Origin of the sequence: Peribacillus sp. V2I11 (assembly GCF_030817135.1) — a bacterium.
Lineage (GTDB): Bacteria > Bacillota > Bacilli > Bacillales > DSM-1321 > Peribacillus > Peribacillus simplex.
This window is the reverse complement of the sequence record NZ_JAUSYW010000001.1, coordinates 2,716,332-2,733,263: the sequence shown is the minus strand read 5'-3', so window position 1 is coordinate 2,733,263 and position 16,932 is coordinate 2,716,332. Positions and strand designations below refer to the sequence as shown.

Here is a 16,932-nt window from a genome sequence, read left to right as displayed (position 1 = left end):
TTAACATATATAAAAAACAGGCAGGAAGCGATGGCTTCCTGCCTGTTATTTTCATTTATTTATCGGTCTTATCTTCCTTTGAAGCTTCCTCATCATATGTGTAATCATAATCAGTAGGGTCTATCGGTTTAAAACCATTTGGAGTATAGAAACGGAGTAAGTCGCCGTTCACTACTTGGTCGGATAAATTGAGCATCGTTTCAGCTCTCTTTTTATAATTGAGGATCTCATCATTTTCCTCTACCAATTCCCCTGTTTTCGTATCGTAGTATTTCCCTTTAATGGAAGTGACATCCGGTGTTACAAAATCACCATTCCTGAAAGGTACCACTTCATTATGATCTTTTGACAATAAATCCGAACCGAATTGTACATAATCTTTAGATTCGATTCCTAACAGATGCAATAAAGTCGGGAGAAGGTCAATCTGCCCTCCGTATTGGTGCATATCCCCGCCTTCAACACCTGGAACATGAATCAATAATGGTACACGTTGCAATTGGGCATTCTCAAATGCGCCAACATCCTTGCCAAGCACTTTTGACATGGCTTCTTTATGGTTTTCGGAAATACCATAGTGATCACCATACATAACGATTACCGAGTTATCATATAGACCGGATTCCTTCAGATAATCGAAAAACTCTTTAAGCGCCTCATCTGCATAGCGTGCAGTCTGGAAGTAACTATCAACGGAAGCATCGCCTGTCGTATGCTTACCGATTGTTGCTTTTTCCTGGTCCATGGCATATGGGAAATGATGAGATACCGTTATGAATTTTGTATAGAAAGGCTGTTTAAGCGTTTCTAACATAGGAATCGATTCTTTAAAGAAAGGCTTATCCATTAATCCGTAACTTAGTACTTCTTCTTTATTTTCCATATTATAATGGTTTGCATCGAAGAACTGATTAAAACCAAGGGACTTATACATATTATCCCGGTTCCAGAAAGATTTATAATTACCATGGAACACTGCGGATGTGTATCCTTGCTGTCCTAAAATCGCTGGTGCTGCTTGATACGTATTTTGGGATCTATTAGTGAATGCTGCCCCCTGCGGTAAACCGAACAGGGAATTTTCGAGCATGAACTCGGCATCCGCCGTTTTACCTTGGCCTACTTGATGGAAGAAGTTATCAAAGTGCATGAAATCTGACTTATCTGCTGCAAGTGAGTTCAAAAATGGAGTTACTTCTTCCCCATTCAACTTATAATCGATCAAGAAATTCTGCATGGATTCCAAATGCAAGTAGATGACATTCTTACCTTTAGCTGCACCAAAATACTTAGGGTTCGGTTCAGCGCTTGTTGCCTTCGTATAGTTGACCACTTCTGCGATATCCGTGCTATTTGCAGTCGCACGCTGAGCGTATGTTTTAGTATTCTGGACGGCATCATAAACCGTATAGTTGAACATGCCCAAATATTTGACGATATAGTTCCGGTCAAACGTTCTTGATAATAATTGCGGGCGATCCTTTTCAGCAAGTCCTAAATTGATGGCGAAAATTGCAAGTCCCGCTAGGTAAACCATTCCAATTGTACGGCGTTTGACTTTGAAGTCTTCCACTTTAAAGTCCTTGAATCTGTACAATATGATCAAAAGAACCGTATCAAGGAAATAAAATACATCATGGGTTTTAAATAATTCTAAAATACTCGGTCCTAAATCACTGGCATTTTGCACTTGCGTCAAGGTTGGCAATGTAATGAAATCGGTAAATGAACGGTAGTATACAATATTGAAGAATAACCATAAGGACATCAATAGGTTCAACCTGATGATCCATTTGAACGATTTTTTCCCTTTTGCCAATAGTGCCAGGCCAAAGAATAAAATGGCTGAACTAATCGGATTTATGAACAGTAAGAACTGTTGCAGGCCATTTTCAAGACCTAAGTTAAATTCAATTCGATATCCAATATAAGTTTTTATCCAAAACAAGACTACCGCAATAAAGAAAAAGCCTATTATGTTATCTGCAAATAAATGCCGGCTTTTTTTAAGAAAATTATTCATGCTTTCACCTCTATTAATCTAGTGGTTTATTTATATAAATTTTTACATACTTACAAAAGACGGAAAATCCGAAACCTTATAATAGCATTCTTACACTCGGATAGTCAAGATTGTGAAAACCACTTTTGTCACATCCATGACTCCTATATCCAGAACACTTTTTTAGCTTATGAACAACCTTTGAAAAAATAAACAGAGCTTCGCCCGTCTCGAATGCCCAGCGCACCTATAACAAATATATAGGAACTCCATGTCTTAATCCAATAAATATCACCGTAACTTTTTGGGGTTATTGCGGATGACAGTCACTATTTAATTTCACGTCCTTCAGGCTTTTACCATTATAAACGACTCTTTATAAAAAAACCAGTACATTACAAAATATGTAAAGATATAAATCTTCAATTATTGAAAGCTATTGAAATTACCAGGATTTCTTTCCCGATAATTCGACAGTTTAAAATGGGTTGCCGGTTACATGGATGCCTCTCTCTTCCGCACTTTTGATACCCCATTCAAAGTCGAAGCCTGCAAAAGTTTGCCCCGTTTATTATTGCGTCCTGCTGCTCTGAAATCCCATAAAATAACAAATGTAATTCGCGTAATATCGACATCATTCCCCTCCTGCTTATTTGATTAGCTTTTTTTAAATAATTTTTTTCCAAAAAAATTAATCCACCCAATTCTCCCCTATAATTTGAAGTGATTTGAAGTGATGATCCTATTATTTTTTATTTTTACTTTCCAGGAGAATTTATCATCCATAAAAGATTCAATTTACCAAAGTTCACTTAAATTACAATTTTTAAACCCCTTCTGGAACCGGAAGGATGCAAATGACATTATAATAGGAAGAAACTGAATTTTTCCATATTGGCTGAAGGGTTATATTCTTCCGAAAGGAGCCCATATGAGCCATAGCAGTACAAAAGGTGTGATTATGGGCCTTGTCCTTTTCTTTCCCCTTAATTGGGTTGTAGGGGGGCTTATAAGCTTACCTGTGTTTTGCAAGGATTCTTTTCGTCCCCTTTGTTAGTATATTTGTTTTATCCAGCTTTATTATAAAAAATAAAAAATCCTGCCCTCGATCGAGGACAGGATTTCAGTTTGTAGACAAAAGGGGTTCGGAATTAAAAAATTCTGAACCCCTTTTGAAATTCCCTTTGAATTTTCGCCTAAAGTTAAGAGATTGGGGCTCTACGAGCCCACTATGTTAGGCCATTTTTGGACCTCGCCATGTCCAATTGGCCATCTTCTTTTAAATTAATGGCAGCGAAAGTAAGCATCGCCTGCATCGACAATTTTTTAAGTCCCCTTAAAGTAGTCCAACGCATACCATGCTTTTCTTTTGCATCTGCGAATACACGCTCAATCGTTTCTTTACGTTTTGCATATATAGGTTTTACATCTTGATGATGACGCAGATGATCTGCTTCTTCCACATGTGTTTGCCAGATATGCCGTGTCACCACTTTTTGACAGTCTTTGCTTTCTGTACACCGAGATAAAAATGAGCATGTTGTACAAATTTGTTTTGGCGATTTGTACTCGCGATAGCCCTCTTTATTTGTTGTTGAGTACTTTAAAGTTTCGCCCGAAGGGCAAAGGTAACAATCAAAATGTTCATCGTATACATAGTCCTGTTTGCGGAAAAATCCTTCTTTGGTGCGAGGACGTGTATAAGGTAAAGCCGGTATGATTTCTTTGTTAAATAGGTAGCTTGTAATCGCTGGTGTTTTATAAGCTGCATCTGCGGCAACGGCTTCCGGTTTTCCAACTTTCTCAATCACTTGTTCAACTAGTGGCTCTAAGATCTGACTGTCATGTGTATTTCCAGGTGTTACAATCGTTCCCAATACAAAACCGTTGCGGTCTGCGGCCGCGTGGAATGAATAGGCAAACTGTTTTGTTCGTTCATCTTTCACATAGTAGCCACTCTCAGAATCCGTTGTACTTTCTTTAATCTCTTTGGTCTCTTCTTTATCAAATTTATCTGGTGGAAAAGGCTTTTTTCCATGGTTTTCACGATCTTGATTGATTTCTTCTTGAAGACGTCCTTGATACGCTCGTGTTTCTTTACGAACGATTTTCTTTTCAAATTTCCGTTTATTCGCACTGGCTTTCACATGTGTGGAATCCACGAAAACGTGTTCAGCACTTATTAACTTTTTATTAGCAGCTGTCATTAAAATGCGATAGAAAATCTGTTCAAATAGGTCTGTATCTTTAAAGCGTCGCTCATAATTTTTCCCGAACGTAGAGAAATGAGGTACTTTATCATGGAAACCATAGCCTAAGAACCAACGGTAAGCCATATTGGTTTCAACTTCTTCAATCGTTTTACGCATGGAACGAATACCGAAGGTATATTGAATGAAAGTCAGTTTAACTAAAATAACTGGATCAATACTTGGGCGTCCTACCTCTGAATACATATCTTTCACCAAGTCATAAATGAAAGTGAAGTCAATGGCAGCCTCCATTTTACGAACCAAATGGTTCGGTGGCACCAGTTGATCTAAAGTAATCATTTCAAGTTGATCTCGCTGAATAGAATCATGTTTAGAAAGCATCCTCATCACCTCAAGTTTTAATACTTCTATTTTAAAACAAAAATGACTCCAGGCAAAAGTGTTCTATCTAAAAGGTAAGACAAAGTTGATTGGAACGGAAGGTACGAGACTCCTGCGGGAAAAGCGCGTCTAGGGGAGACCCCGCAGGCGAAAGCCGAGGAGGCTCCCCGACCGCCCGCGGAAAGCGAGTGCCTGGAGTGGAAATCAACGTCCAAATTGTACAAGCCATAAAAATAGACAAACTCGATTTTCATCGAGTTTGTCTACAGTCTGAAATCCTGCCCTCGATCGAGGACAGGATTTCCTTTAACCATATTTATATTACTTAATGCCTTCTGAAACTTCTTTAACCATAGCGTCAACAGATTCTAAACCGCCGCCTGATAAGTACCAGTAGTTAGGGTCTAGATAAATGATGTTACCTTCTTTAAATGCTTTTGTATTTTTCACAATGTCATTTTCAACAGTTTTTTTCGCTGCAGCTCCATCACCCGCAACCGCATCTCTGTCTACAACGAATAGGTAGTCAGGATTCTTTTCAGCAATGTATTCGAAAGAAATACTTTGACCATGTGTCGATACTTCCAATTTATCATCCACTGCAGGTACTCCGAATACATCATGGATGATTCCAAACCTTGAATCCGGTCCGTAAGCACTTACTTTTCCACCGCTGGCAAGAACGATTAAACCAGTTTTGTCAGTTGGAGCTTTTTCTTTCAACGCATTGATGTTTTCTTCAACACTTGCCAATTCTTTAGCTGCTTCGTCTTCTTTATCGAAGATTTTACCCAAAAGTGTTACGTTTTCTTCAAATGATTCCATATACTTTGTTGTATCTACACCCACAAAAACAGTAGGGGCAATTTTGCTTAATTCTTCATATGCTTCAGATTGACGGCCAGAAATAAGGATTAAGTCAGGAGCGATTTCGTTGATTTTTTCGAAGTCAGGTTCTTTTAATCCGCCGGCATTTTCAGTTGTACCTTCATATTTAGAGAGGTATTTTGGAAGGCCATCATGTGGAACGGCTACCACTTCCACACCCAATTTATCAAGAGTATCAAGAGCACCCATATCGAATACAACGACTTTTTCTGGGTTTGTTTTTACTTTCGTTTCTCCTAATTGGTGCTTAACTGTAATTTCTTCGCTTTTAGCACCTTCTTTTTTCGCGTTTGATTCTTCTTTTTCCTTATCTGATCCACAAGCTACAGCCACTACAGCCAGCATTGCAACCAAAAGCAGTAAAGATAATTTCTTAATCATTATGGTCACCTCGAAAAAATTTTTATTAAAAATTACATATTGAATCCTTACCTTCACAGAGTTCACCTTCATCACTTTCCCTGCCATATGAACAGGAGGCGGCTAAAGTCTTCGGCGCCCGCCAACTCTTAACTGCCTAAGAAGCGTACGAGGTGATTCTGGGACGGCTACGAATACTGAAGTAATTTAAAACCAAATGGAATCGTCTTACGTGAAGTACACACAGATCTTATTGTCATTGATATTTTGGATTTCAATATCCATATCATAGATTTCCTTTAATACATTGGAATTGATGACTTGTTCGGTAGGTCCATTATGAACAACCTTGCCATCCTTCAACGCGACAATATAGTCGGAATAACAGGATGCAAAATTAATGTCATGAATGACGATAATGACCGTTTTCCCTAATTCATCGGCCAATCTCCTCAATACCTTCATGATTTGGACGGAATGCTTCATGTCAAGATTGTTCAGGGGTTCATCAAGAAGTACATATTCCGTGTTCTGAGCAATAACCATGGCTATGAAGGCCCGCTGCTGCTGCCCGCCGCTAAGCTGGTCAAGGAACTTATCCTGCATGTCTGCAAGATCCATATATTCAATCGCTTCATCGACATATTTCCAATCCTCTTTAGTCAGCTTGCCTTGTGAATACGGAAAACGGCCAAAGGCGACGAGTTCACGAATCGTTAATCTGATATTGATGTGGTTAGCCTGCTTTAAGATGGCAATCTTCTTCGCAAGTTCATTGCTATTGAATTTCCCCATATCCTTACCCTCGATCAGGACCTCTCCTGAATCCCGGGTAATGAGCCGGCTGATCATCGAAAGGACGGTACTTTTCCCCGCTCCATTGGGACCGATGAAGGATGTGATTTTCCCTTTCATTATTTCAATGGAAACATCCTCGACAACCGTTTTACTATTATATTTTTTGAATAAATTTTTCACTTCTACCATGATTTATTCTCCTTTAATAGAAGATAGATGAAATAGACACCGCCGACAAAGTTGATGATGACACTCAATGTTGTAGTGAACGTGAAGATCCTCTCCACAATGAATTGGCCGCCGACCAGGGCAATCACACTGATCAGCATTGCACCCGGGATGATATGTTTATGCTGATAGGACTTAATGAATTGATAAGCCACATTTGCAACAAGCAATCCAAGGAACGTGATTGGACCGATCAGGGCAATCGAAATGGAGATTAAAACCGTAACGACGATTAAAACCCGCTTCGTGACAAAATCATAATCCACACCCAAGTTTATGGCTTGGTCCCTCCCTAGGGACATGACATCTAAATACTTCAAAAATCTCATGAAATATATCATTGCCGCTATCATGAGGATAATAGCTAATGTTAACAGGTCCGTGTTGACATTATTGAAGCTGGCGAACATTTTATTTTGAATGATTTGAAATTCATTCGGGTCAATCAATACCTGCATGAATGAAGACATGCTGCCGAATAAGGTTCCGAAGATGATACCGATCAGCAATAGGAAGTAAATATTGCGGTTTTTCTTGAACATGAACTTGAACAGCAGGCTGGAAAAAATAAGCATGGCCGCAAGTGTAATCAGGAAATTGAGATTTTTATTCATGATCATGATATGCGTTGAACCGAAGAGGAAAATCACTCCCGTTTGAATCAGCATATACATGGAGTCCAACCCTAAAATGCTTGGTGTCAGGATTTTATTATTCGTGACCGTCTGGAAAATCACTGTTGAAAAAGCTATAGCACAACCAACCACGATGATGGCGATGATTTTTATAACCCTTCTCGGCAGTGCATAATCCCAATTCGGTCCAAGGTCCCAAAAGATATAACCTGCCGTTAAAGCTGCTGCAAGAACAGCCAATATAATGATCCTACTTTTATTATTCATATGCCTTTCTCCTCAGTATCAGATAGATAAATACGGCGCTCCCTATGACACCAACCACGAGTCCGATCGGGATTTCAAATGGATATATGAGGATCCTGCCCAGAATATCGCAGATCAATAGGAATACTGCCCCTAGCAATGCTGTATGAGAAAGACTTTTTTTCAAATTGTCACCAAGGTAAAGGGATACAATATTTGGTACGATCAATCCTATGAAAGGAATCGTTCCCACCGTTAACAAAACGACAGTTGAGGATAATGCCACGATGATCAGCCCAAAATTGACTATAAGCTTATAATTGAGTCCTAGATTGATAGCAAACTCCTCACCCATCCCTGCAACAGTGAATTTATTGGCAAAGAAGTATGCGAGAATGACTAGAGGGATACTTACATATATAAGTTCGTACCTTCCCGACATGATCATCGAGAAATCCCCATTCATCCAAGTGTTGAGGCTTTGAATCAAATCATATTTATAAGCAAAGAAAGTCGAGATGGATCCGACGATATTACCAAACATCAAACCAACCAATGGAATGAAAATCGTATCCTTATATTTCACTTGATCAAGAATTTTCATGAACAAGAATGTACCTGCCAAAGCGAATATGAAAGCGAATGCCATTTTCTCAATAAGTGCCGCCGATGGAAAAATGATAATGGCAAGTAGAAGTCCAAGCCTTGCAGAATCCATGGTTCCGGCAGTCGTCGGGGATACAAATTTATTGCGGCTCAATTGCTGCATGATCAGACCGCTTATACTCATTACAATACCGGCAATGACTATGGTCACCATTCTGGGGAAACGGCTTTGCAGCATGATTTGCACTTTATCATCACTTAGATCCAATAATTCCAGGGGAGTAATATCTTTTACACCAATGAATAATGACGTAAATGATAAAACAATTAACGCCATGACTAAATATCTTATCTTCATCTACATTTCCTACTCTTCCTATCTCAGTTATTACAGCGATAATATTTGTAATTAAATATATTTGAATAAAGACTATCACAAAGTCACCTATTGAAATGGAAATCATGAAGCTGCAATAGTTACAAAGTTCTTCCATTTGTGATAATGAGATTCATTATCAGTCATTCTTATTCTATCATTTCTTAGACATGTGTCAATATATACAAGGGAATTACTTTGATAAACCCCGGCTAGTCATATTGTAATGAATTTGGATGAACCAATCATGCATTTCGTTAAAGGAAGTGATAAAATCAAAATAACAAATATTTACTCTTCCAACGAAAGAAGCGATATGATGAAAAATTTGCTATCCAAAGTGTTCTCAAAAAAGACGAAAATCCAGATTGAGTTTTGCCAAAATAATCTTGACCGCTTCCTTAATGAACAAACAGTTGCCGATTATGGTAAGTTCTTAGCGAATCCAAGGATTCAATATAAGGAATATGAATGTTTGAGTGAGTGTAAACTTTGTAAGAAAACCCCCTATGCGAAAGTGAATGGCCAGATAATGAGTGGCGAAGATTCACAGGATCTTTTAAATCAGTTACATGATGAATTGAAATGATACGTGCCAAGCAAATTGCTTGATCCGTATCATTTTTACTTCCTACCTGTAATTATAAAGAATACAGGTGATGAACATCTATTAAAAGGAATTGCGAAGTGTGCTCTGGAATCATTAATCTAGTCGTTACTTCCTGTTTTTTACTATTTCCTATGTTTTCACTGTATAAATAGCTTAATATATGATAATTTATGGAAAAAGATAGACAGGAGGACGTCCATGAAAAAAATCATTCCTACCATCGTATCAGTCGTAACACTAGGTCTTGTCACTGGATTGCCTGTCCCCATAGCCGAAGCAGAAGAATTCACCCCTTATTATGGAAATGGTCCAAGCTACATTCAACCGGATAACCTCTCCCACCTTTTCCCTGACCCTAATGTATCTTTCAAGACCCCTGCCTTTAAACAAAACAAGATCGCCTTTACGAGCCAGGAAGAAATGTTGGATCATATCAAGTCCCTCTCCCATAAAAACAAGAACATCCAGGTCATGACGATAGGTAAATCCACAGAAGGACGCGACATCCCGATGCTTCTTTTCAGCAAGGATTCAAAAGGACTGAATAAGGGTTCCCATAAACCATTGATTTGGATTCAAGCTCAGATCCATGGCAATGAACCTGCTTCAGGTGAATCAACTTTAGTCCTTGCACAATGGCTGGCTGAAGGCAAGCTTGGTGATGTCCTCGATAAAGTGAATGTTGCCATCGTCCCACGCGTCAATCCTGATGGTTCTTATTATTTCAAACGATATACCGCAAATGACATGGATGCCAATAGGGACTACTTAAAAGTGGAGTATCCTGAAGTACAGATGATTCATCAGTCAATCGATGATTATGAACCGGAAGTCATTCTGGATGTACATGAATATACAGTGAATCCCGTTCCCCTCAAAAAGGTGGGGGCAAATGGATCGATCGCTTCCTATGATTTACTCATCTCCTCAGCCAAGAATTTAAATATTCCCGAACGGCTTCGAAAGGCTTCCGATGAACTGTTTTTACCTAATGTTTTTAAAACATTGGAAAAAGAAAAGCTTTCCTATCACGATTACTATACACTGGCTACTTCCGATGATGGAGTCCTTACCGCCACAGAAGGAAGCACAGAAGCCCGGATTGGCCGAAACGCCCTCGGTTTGAAAAATACAATGACCTATTTAATTGAAACAAGGGGAATCAATATCGGCCGTACGGATTTTAAACGACGTGTTTTTGCACAAGCTACAGCACAGGCAGCATTCATCAAAACGGCAGCCGAACAGGCCAGTGAAGTTAAAAAGGCCGTTAAACAGGCCGAAACTGAAGTCGTGCAAAAAGGGCGAAAAGCAAATGATAACGATAAAATTGTCATCACCAGCGAAAATAAATTGGTTAAGGATCAAAAATTGACAGTAGTCGATTTGGCGAATGCTAAAATGGTCGATGCCTCCATCGATTGGCTGGATTCTACCGATGCCTACCCTACCCTTGTTAGAGATCGTCCGACAGCCTATATCCTGCCACCCGAATATAAAAATATCGCCAAGAAACTTCAGCTATTGGGAGTAGAACTGAAAAAATTAAAAAAACCTATGAAAGTAGCTGTTGAAAGTTATAGGGTCAAGGATTTAAAAGTTTCCGGTGAACTGGAAAGCGGACATTCCACAAGGGAAGTCACTACCACCGTCACTTCAACAACCCGGGATTTCCCAAAAGGAAGCTTTGTTTTCGACATGGCCCAACCTGATGCCAACTTCATCTCCCTTGCCCTCGAACCTGAAGGCATAGACAGCTATGTGACATTCAATTTCATTCCGGCTGACAAGGGAAAAGAACTGCCGATTTACCGCTATATGCTGCCATCTTCCTTACCCGTTAAATGATGCATAGTATCTAAATGACGCTTTGGCAGCTTTCATTGCCAAAGCGTTTTTAATTTCCACCCTCCTTTAATCATGTGGGACGATATGCCTGACATGATTTCTTGAATGCAACGACAAGTTTTGAATATACATATAAACGGAAAAAGTGTTTTTAGAGGAGGAAAGTCTTTGAACCAACATGTACAATTGGAAATCAACCGCCTTGTTCATCGCTTGAAACAAGACCAATCCGCTGATGGTTCGTGGGATTATCCCTTTGAGACCGGGATAACGGCAGATGCCTATATGATTATTTTATTGAAAATTTTAGATATGGAAGATGCTCCTCTTATAGAGGCTTTAGTAAAAAGAATCGAAAGCAAGCAAACGGAAAACGGTTCATGGAAACTTTTCCAAGACGAGAAGGACGGCAATGTTACGGTTACTATCGAGGCTTACTATGGCCTTCTTTTTAGCGGACTCCGCAATAAGCACGATCCCCATATGAGGAAAGCCAAACAATTCATTCTTTCCAAGGGTGGCATCAAACAGGCCAAGATGTTAACGAAAATGATGCTTACTGTCACCGGACAATATCAATGGCCGCGGCTATTTCCCATTCCTCTCGAAGTGGTCTTACTGCCTCCAACCTTTTTCGTCAGCATTTATGATCTTTCCGTATATGGGCGGGTCAACATGATTCCATTGCTATTGCTTGGCCATAAAAAGTTTCAGCTCAAGACCCTGGACACTCCAAGTTTAAAAGATTTATTTCTAATGAGGGAGGACCGTTCCGAAGAGCATAGGTGGGAAGAGTATCGTACCGAAGAATATCGTTCCTTCTTCTCCAAACTTCAAACAGGCGTCAAAACTTTGATTGGTTATCCGGATTATTTGCATTCCTTAGCCTTGGATTCAACGAAAAGGTTCATGCTCGACAGGCTGGAGCCAGACGGGACACTGTACAATTACTTCGGTTCTACCTTTTTCATGATCTTTGCCCTCCTTTCAATTGGATATTCGAAAAAGGATCCAGTGATTCTAAAGGCAATTGCCGGTCTGAAGGGAATGGCCTGCTCCATTGAGGGACACACACATATCCAATTCACAACGCCCCATGTTTGGAATACCTCCTTAATAAGCTACGCCCTTCAAGAAGCGGGCATACCTTCCAAAGACCCAATGGTTAAGGCCGCAAATCAGTACTTACTGTCACGCCAGCATTATATGTATGGAGATTGGCTGATCCATAATCCTAACGCGATTCCAGGCGGCTGGGGGTTCTCGGATTTCAATACCATGAATCCGGATGTCGATGATACGACTGCCTCACTGCGGGCGCTGGCTAAGCAACTGCAAGCAAAACCGGATATTCGGGACAGCTGGCAGCGCGGTGTCTCCTTCACGATATCCATGCAAAATGATGATGGTGGATTTCCAGCCTTCGAACGGAATAACGACCATAAATGGCTGCACCTCCTTCCTATAGAGGGTTCGAAATATCTCCTGACTGACCCTTCTACCGCTGATCTGACAGGAAGAACGCTTGAATTCCTGGGGAACTATACAAATATGAAGAAGCCGGAAGAAGTCAGTAAAAGAGCGGTGGATTGGCTATTGGAAGACCAGAAGCATGACGGATCCTGGTATGGGCGCTGGGGCATCTGCTATCTATATGGCACATGGTCTGCACTGACCGGCATGAAGGCATCAGGGCAAGCCACTGGACATCCATCCATCCAAAAAGCCTTAACTTGGTTGAAGAAAATTCAAAATGAAGATGGTGGCTGGGGTGAATCTTGTTACAGTGATATCAAGCAACGATATATCCCCCTCGGAGCAAGTACACTGACACATACTGCTTGGGCTGTGGATGCGTTGATATCGGCATCCGATAAGCCGACAGCCGAAATCGAAAAAGGCATTGCCTATCTCATCCGTGCAGGTCAACAAGAAAGCTGGACCAATGATTATCCTGCAGGCCAGGGAATGGCAGATTTTTTGTATATCCATTATCATAGCTACCGCTATATTTATCCACTTTTAACCTTAAGTCATTACAATAATAAATTCCTGATGACTTAATCGCCAGTGTTTTTTTATCATATAAAGGTGAATATGTGGATTACCTGTGGAAAAGTAGTGAATAACACCGGAAAGTTATCCACAATCCGAGGTTATCCACATTCATTTATCCGTAAAGTGCTAAATGCAAGAAAAGTTGTTGATTAATTCATTTCGAATATGTAAGAATGACTAGTTTTATACAGGATTTGTGGATAGGTTGGGGATGATCACTATTATGTGAAAACTTTATCAAGTTTATCACTATAAAATTCTATGGCATTCGCATAAGATTGTATTTCTCGATCCTTAGAGGTTTCGGCTATTATCTTCAATAGAGATTCCATTGCAAGATCATGTTGGCCCAGATTATAAAATGACATGGCCCTGAAGACCAATAAAGCCTTATCCTCAGGAAACTTCGCCAGCCCGGATTCCAATGTCTGTCTTGATTTTTCATACTCCCCTATGGTGCGATATGTGCTCCCCAACCCTAGGTAGGCCCCTTTTGCATCCTCCTCCGGCAAACCTAATTTGAGTGCCGCTTCATAATAGGGCACAGCCTTTACCTCGAGCCCGAGAATATCCAAACTCCAGGCACACTGGTACTGGATGACTGCATCCATGGGATTTTCCTTTGCCAGATCCATCAATAACCGATTGGATTTTTCGAATTCTTTCTTCCCTCTTAATGACAGTGCCTCTTCTAAATTTCCCATTGCATTTTCCTCCATTCAATAAGATTCCTTATTGCCCCTATTCGCGATTCCTCTTTTTAATTCCTTCTTAATCATTTATATCTCTAAGCACCCTCTCCAAACACAGGCAGGAACTAAAATGCTGTTACTGGAGGTGATTTAATGGGCGGAATTTCAATTAGTTTATGCATGTTTTTAAGGATGAGGAAACTTCACTCCCTAACTGTCTTGGCAATTTTAAAAAAGGATCTGCCACTTGGCAAATCCTTAACATACACTTAAGGTTAAGATCAAGATCATTCATATATCACAGATTACTATCGACATGTCATATTGATTAATCATCCAACTGGTTTTTCAATATTTTTCCCGTGGTGGCATCTACCACTACATCATATTCCTTTAGTCCTTGTTTTATTTCCAGCTCGTACACAAGGGTGCCATTCTCCGAATCCAGCTCAGCATCCGTCACTTGGCCATCCACCGCTTTCAAGGCAATCTTTTCAGCTTGATCACTGCTGATTTTTGCAGCTTCCACCGCTTGTGTACTCATATCCTCATCGTCACCGTCTTCCATCTCCTGAGAAAGAATCTCTCCTTTTTCAGCATCAACGTCAACGTCTTGATAGCCTTCTTTCGTTTTAACGGTCATCTCATAGGTCATCGGCTGGTCCCAATCCTTTTCAAATTGAGTAACTTCCCCGCCTAGTTTTTCTGAAATCATTTTGACAGCCTCATCCTCGGATAGGTTCCCCTTATTGACTGCATATACCGCCGTTCCAGCAGCACCGCCGAAAAGCAATACGGAAGCCATGGACACCGTCATGATTACCTTTTTCCTTTGAATGATACCTTCTTTTATCGCACTCCACCGTTTTTTCATGAATGAATTCCTCCTTTAAGTTGTTACCTTAATAATAAGCACCCTTCATGAAACGAACATGAGCGTTAGATTAGAATTTGATGAGAAAGAATAAGAGTCACCAACGTTCCCTCTCCCACTTCGCTTTGAATCTCCAATTTACCGTCGAATGACCCGACAAGCGTCCGGGCGATGGAAAGCCCGAGTCCATTGCCTCCCGTTTTCCTTGCCCTCGATGAATCCACGCGATAAAAACGTTCAAATACATGAGGGAGATGTTCTGGTGATATCCCTGCGCCGTGATCTTTCACACCGATGTGAATTTCATCGGCCTGCCGTTTTATCATGATCTGTATACTAGATTCACTGTATTTCATTGCATTGTCCAATAGGATGACAATCACCTGTTCAAGTTTACTGGAAATGGCCATTGCATATATTTCCTTAAACTCTGATTCTATCGTTATTTCACGATTCCCCGTCCTTCTGAATGTTTGGGCAATCCCTTCACAAAACGAAATAAGTTCTATTTTCCCTTCTACGTCTGCTGAAGGTTCCGTTCGGGAAGCTGACTGCAGTAGATGTTCCGTCAGTTTTTTCATTCGGACGGCTTCATGATGGATTGCCTCCACCGCCTCTTCCTGAATCGCCTCATCCTTCATTCCCCAGCGTTTCAATAGAGAGGAGTAGCTTTCAATGACCGTAATAGGTGTTTTCAATTCATGTGAAGCATCTGAAAGGAATTGCTGCTGTTGGTTATAATTCCGCTCCAGCCTTTCTATCATCCTGTTAAATGCCACTCCCATCACCTGCAGCTCGTCCTTTGATTGATCCGATAGCGGTATCCGTTTGAATTCCCCGCTTTTCTCAATATCCTTCATCGTTCCGCTCATGATCGATATGGGTTTGAGAATTAGATTGGCCATCCACTTACCGGCAAGAATGGATAAAAGAATGACAAAAAGGGATGCACCGCCTAAAACGAGGGCAAGCGTCGATAAATTATCAAAGAGGGTATCCTGCGGCTGTGTGACCTCGATCATCCCTAGCTTCTTCCCTTCATCAGGATAAGGGTAACGGTAGGTCAATACATATTCCCCGTCAGCTTTGGTAAAATCATATCCGTTCTCGTTAATGGCTTTAACCGCAAGCCCCTTAAGGTCCTCTTCATCCGTAAATGTTTTTACCAACCTTCCATGAGTGTCGAATATCCTCACCATTCCATCGTCCGGGATATACGGCTCCATTAAATCGGAATCACTGGAAATCAAATCTTTCGTCAGGATATTTTCTTCAATTAATGAAGCTTGGTCTTCAAGCAAATCCCGTTCCCTCTCCACCGATATCCAAAGAAAGGCGATTAAAACGATGATACTCAACAATATAAGCATGACGCTTAAAAAAAGACTGGAATACAATTGGATTTTCGTCCGAATCTTCATACTTGCTCCTTCATGCTGTAACCTACACCGCGATAAGTATGTATGAGCTGCAACTCAAAGGGATAATCTATTTTCTTGCGTAAATAACGGATATACACATCAACCACATTCGTATCCCCTGCAAAATCATATCCCCATACATGGGTCAGGATTTGCTCCCTCGAAAGTACTTGATTTTTATTTTGCAAAAGATAAACCAGCAAATCGAACTCGCGGGAGGTCAGCTCAATCCTTTTGCCTTGCCTGTGAATGTCCCTTGTTCCAAGGTTCAACTTCAGATCATGGATCTTTAGTTCATCCACTTCCCCTTCTGATTGGCTCTCCCGTACATTGGAACGAAAACAAGCACGGATCCGTGCCAGCAGCTCTTCAATTTCAAACGGTTTCGTTACATAATCATTCGCACCATGGTCCAGGCCATTCACCTTGTCTGGCACAGCATCCCTTGCGGTTAGAAGGATGACCGGTGTCGATCCATTCTTTTTCCGGTAACGCCTAAGTACTTCTATGCCATTCAACTCGGGCAGCATCACATCCAATAAGATTAAATCCCACTCTTCGGCTTCTGCCCTTTCCAGCCCTGTCTTTCCGGTAAAAGCCGATTCTGTTTGATAACCCTCATGATTAAGTTCCAGCTGGAGAACCCTCGCAATTTTTTCTTCATCTTCTATTATTAAAATTCTTTTATTCATGATT

At 40.5% G+C, this 16,932-nt stretch carries 12 protein-coding genes and 1 pseudogene; 3 read left to right on the top strand and 10 right to left on the bottom strand.

Features of this window, described 5'->3' with window-relative positions; all coding sequences use genetic code 11:
* Positions 1–55: 55 nt before the first annotated feature.
* From ltaS to QFZ73_RS13110, 6 genes and pseudogenes are all read right to left on the bottom strand, one after another.
* Entirely contained in the window at positions 56–2,023 is a 1,968-nt protein-coding gene (gene ltaS / locus QFZ73_RS13135) for a lipoteichoic acid synthase (protein ID WP_251426635.1), read from the bottom strand.
* A gap of 1,213 nt (positions 2,024–3,236) precedes the next feature.
* A pseudogene (locus QFZ73_RS13130) lies at positions 3,237–4,596 on the bottom strand (IS1182 family transposase).
* A gap of 321 nt (positions 4,597–4,917) precedes the next feature.
* Entirely contained in the window at positions 4,918–5,862 is a 945-nt protein-coding gene (locus tag QFZ73_RS13125; protein WP_307272755.1) for a siderophore ABC transporter substrate-binding protein, read from the bottom strand.
* 210 nt (positions 5,863–6,072) lie between these two features.
* Positions 6,073–6,831: an iron ABC transporter ATP-binding protein gene (locus QFZ73_RS13120; protein ID WP_307266686.1), complete on the bottom strand. Its 759-nt coding sequence runs from the start codon at positions 6,829–6,831 to the stop codon at positions 6,073–6,075.
* Positions 6,825–7,772, bottom strand: a complete 948-nt coding sequence (locus tag QFZ73_RS13115) for an iron chelate uptake ABC transporter family permease subunit (RefSeq protein WP_307266683.1) — start codon at positions 7,770–7,772, stop codon at positions 6,825–6,827. Before QFZ73_RS13115 ends, QFZ73_RS13120 begins: the two co-directional genes overlap by 7 nt.
* The gene (locus tag QFZ73_RS13110) at positions 7,765–8,715 is read right to left on the bottom strand and encodes an ABC transporter permease (protein ID WP_307266680.1); all 951 of its coding nucleotides are present in this window, start codon (positions 8,713–8,715) and stop codon (positions 7,765–7,767) included. The genes QFZ73_RS13115 and QFZ73_RS13110 overlap by 8 nt, the downstream gene beginning before the upstream one ends.
* Positions 8,716–8,980: 265 nt before the next feature.
* Here QFZ73_RS13110 and QFZ73_RS13105 point away from each other — a divergent pair, with 265 nt between their 5' ends.
* The 3 genes from QFZ73_RS13105 (at position 8,981) to shc (ending at position 13,255) form a co-directional block, all read left to right on the top strand.
* Positions 8,981–9,322 carry a DUF1450 domain-containing protein gene (locus tag QFZ73_RS13105; protein ID WP_251426636.1) on the top strand — a complete coding sequence of 114 codons (342 nt, stop codon included), beginning with the start codon at positions 8,981–8,983 and terminating at the stop codon, positions 9,320–9,322.
* Positions 9,323–9,541: 219 nt separating this feature from the next.
* Complete coding sequence (locus QFZ73_RS13100) at positions 9,542–11,191, top strand: M14 family metallopeptidase (RefSeq protein WP_307266674.1); 1,650 nt, start codon at positions 9,542–9,544, stop codon at positions 11,189–11,191.
* 168 nt (positions 11,192–11,359) lie between these two features.
* Positions 11,360–13,255 carry a squalene--hopene cyclase gene (gene shc / locus QFZ73_RS13095; RefSeq protein WP_307266671.1) on the top strand — a complete coding sequence of 632 codons (1,896 nt, stop codon included), beginning with the start codon at positions 11,360–11,362 and terminating at the stop codon, positions 13,253–13,255.
* A 215-nt stretch (positions 13,256–13,470) separates the two neighbouring features.
* Here shc and QFZ73_RS13090 read toward each other — a convergent pair whose 3' ends face one another.
* The 4 genes from QFZ73_RS13090 to QFZ73_RS13075 all read right to left on the bottom strand — a co-directional run bounded on the left by QFZ73_RS13090 (position 13,471) and on the right by QFZ73_RS13075 (position 16,928).
* Entirely contained in the window at positions 13,471–13,953 is a 483-nt protein-coding gene (locus tag QFZ73_RS13090; RefSeq protein WP_251426639.1) for a tetratricopeptide repeat protein, read from the bottom strand.
* Between the two features lie 316 nt (positions 13,954–14,269).
* Positions 14,270–14,815: a PepSY domain-containing protein gene (locus QFZ73_RS13085; RefSeq protein WP_307266668.1), complete on the bottom strand. Its 546-nt coding sequence runs from the start codon at positions 14,813–14,815 to the stop codon at positions 14,270–14,272.
* 65 nt (positions 14,816–14,880) lie between these two features.
* Positions 14,881–16,236, bottom strand: a complete 1,356-nt coding sequence (locus tag QFZ73_RS13080; RefSeq protein WP_307266666.1) for a sensor histidine kinase — start codon at positions 16,234–16,236, stop codon at positions 14,881–14,883.
* The gene (locus QFZ73_RS13075; protein ID WP_251426642.1) at positions 16,233–16,928 is read right to left on the bottom strand and encodes a response regulator transcription factor; all 696 of its coding nucleotides are present in this window, start codon (positions 16,926–16,928) and stop codon (positions 16,233–16,235) included. The genes QFZ73_RS13080 and QFZ73_RS13075 overlap by 4 nt, the downstream gene beginning before the upstream one ends.
* Positions 16,929–16,932 lie beyond the last annotated feature (4 nt).

Coding starts and splice junctions, on each gene's coding strand:
- QFZ73_RS13075 (WP_251426642.1), bottom strand. CDS start 16,928: ATGAATAAAAGAATTTTAATAATAGAAGATGAAGAAAAAATTGCGAGG.
- QFZ73_RS13100 (WP_307266674.1), top strand. CDS start 9,542: ATGAAAAAAATCATTCCTACCATCGTATCAGTCGTAACACTAGGTCTT.
- QFZ73_RS13110 (WP_307266680.1), bottom strand. CDS start 8,715: ATGAAGATAAGATATTTAGTCATGGCGTTAATTGTTTTATCATTTACG.
- ltaS (WP_251426635.1), bottom strand. CDS start 2,023: ATGAATAATTTTCTTAAAAAAAGCCGGCATTTATTTGCAGATAACATA.
- QFZ73_RS13085 (WP_307266668.1), bottom strand. CDS start 14,815: ATGAAAAAACGGTGGAGTGCGATAAAAGAAGGTATCATTCAAAGGAAA.
- QFZ73_RS13120 (WP_307266686.1), bottom strand. CDS start 6,831: ATGGTAGAAGTGAAAAATTTATTCAAAAAATATAATAGTAAAACGGTT.
- QFZ73_RS13115 (WP_307266683.1), bottom strand. CDS start 7,772: ATGAATAATAAAAGTAGGATCATTATATTGGCTGTTCTTGCAGCAGCT.
- QFZ73_RS13090 (WP_251426639.1), bottom strand. CDS start 13,953: ATGGGAAATTTAGAAGAGGCACTGTCATTAAGAGGGAAGAAAGAATTC.
- QFZ73_RS13080 (WP_307266666.1), bottom strand. CDS start 16,236: ATGAAGATTCGGACGAAAATCCAATTGTATTCCAGTCTTTTTTTAAGC.
- QFZ73_RS13105 (WP_251426636.1), top strand. CDS start 8,981: ATGCATTTCGTTAAAGGAAGTGATAAAATCAAAATAACAAATATTTAC.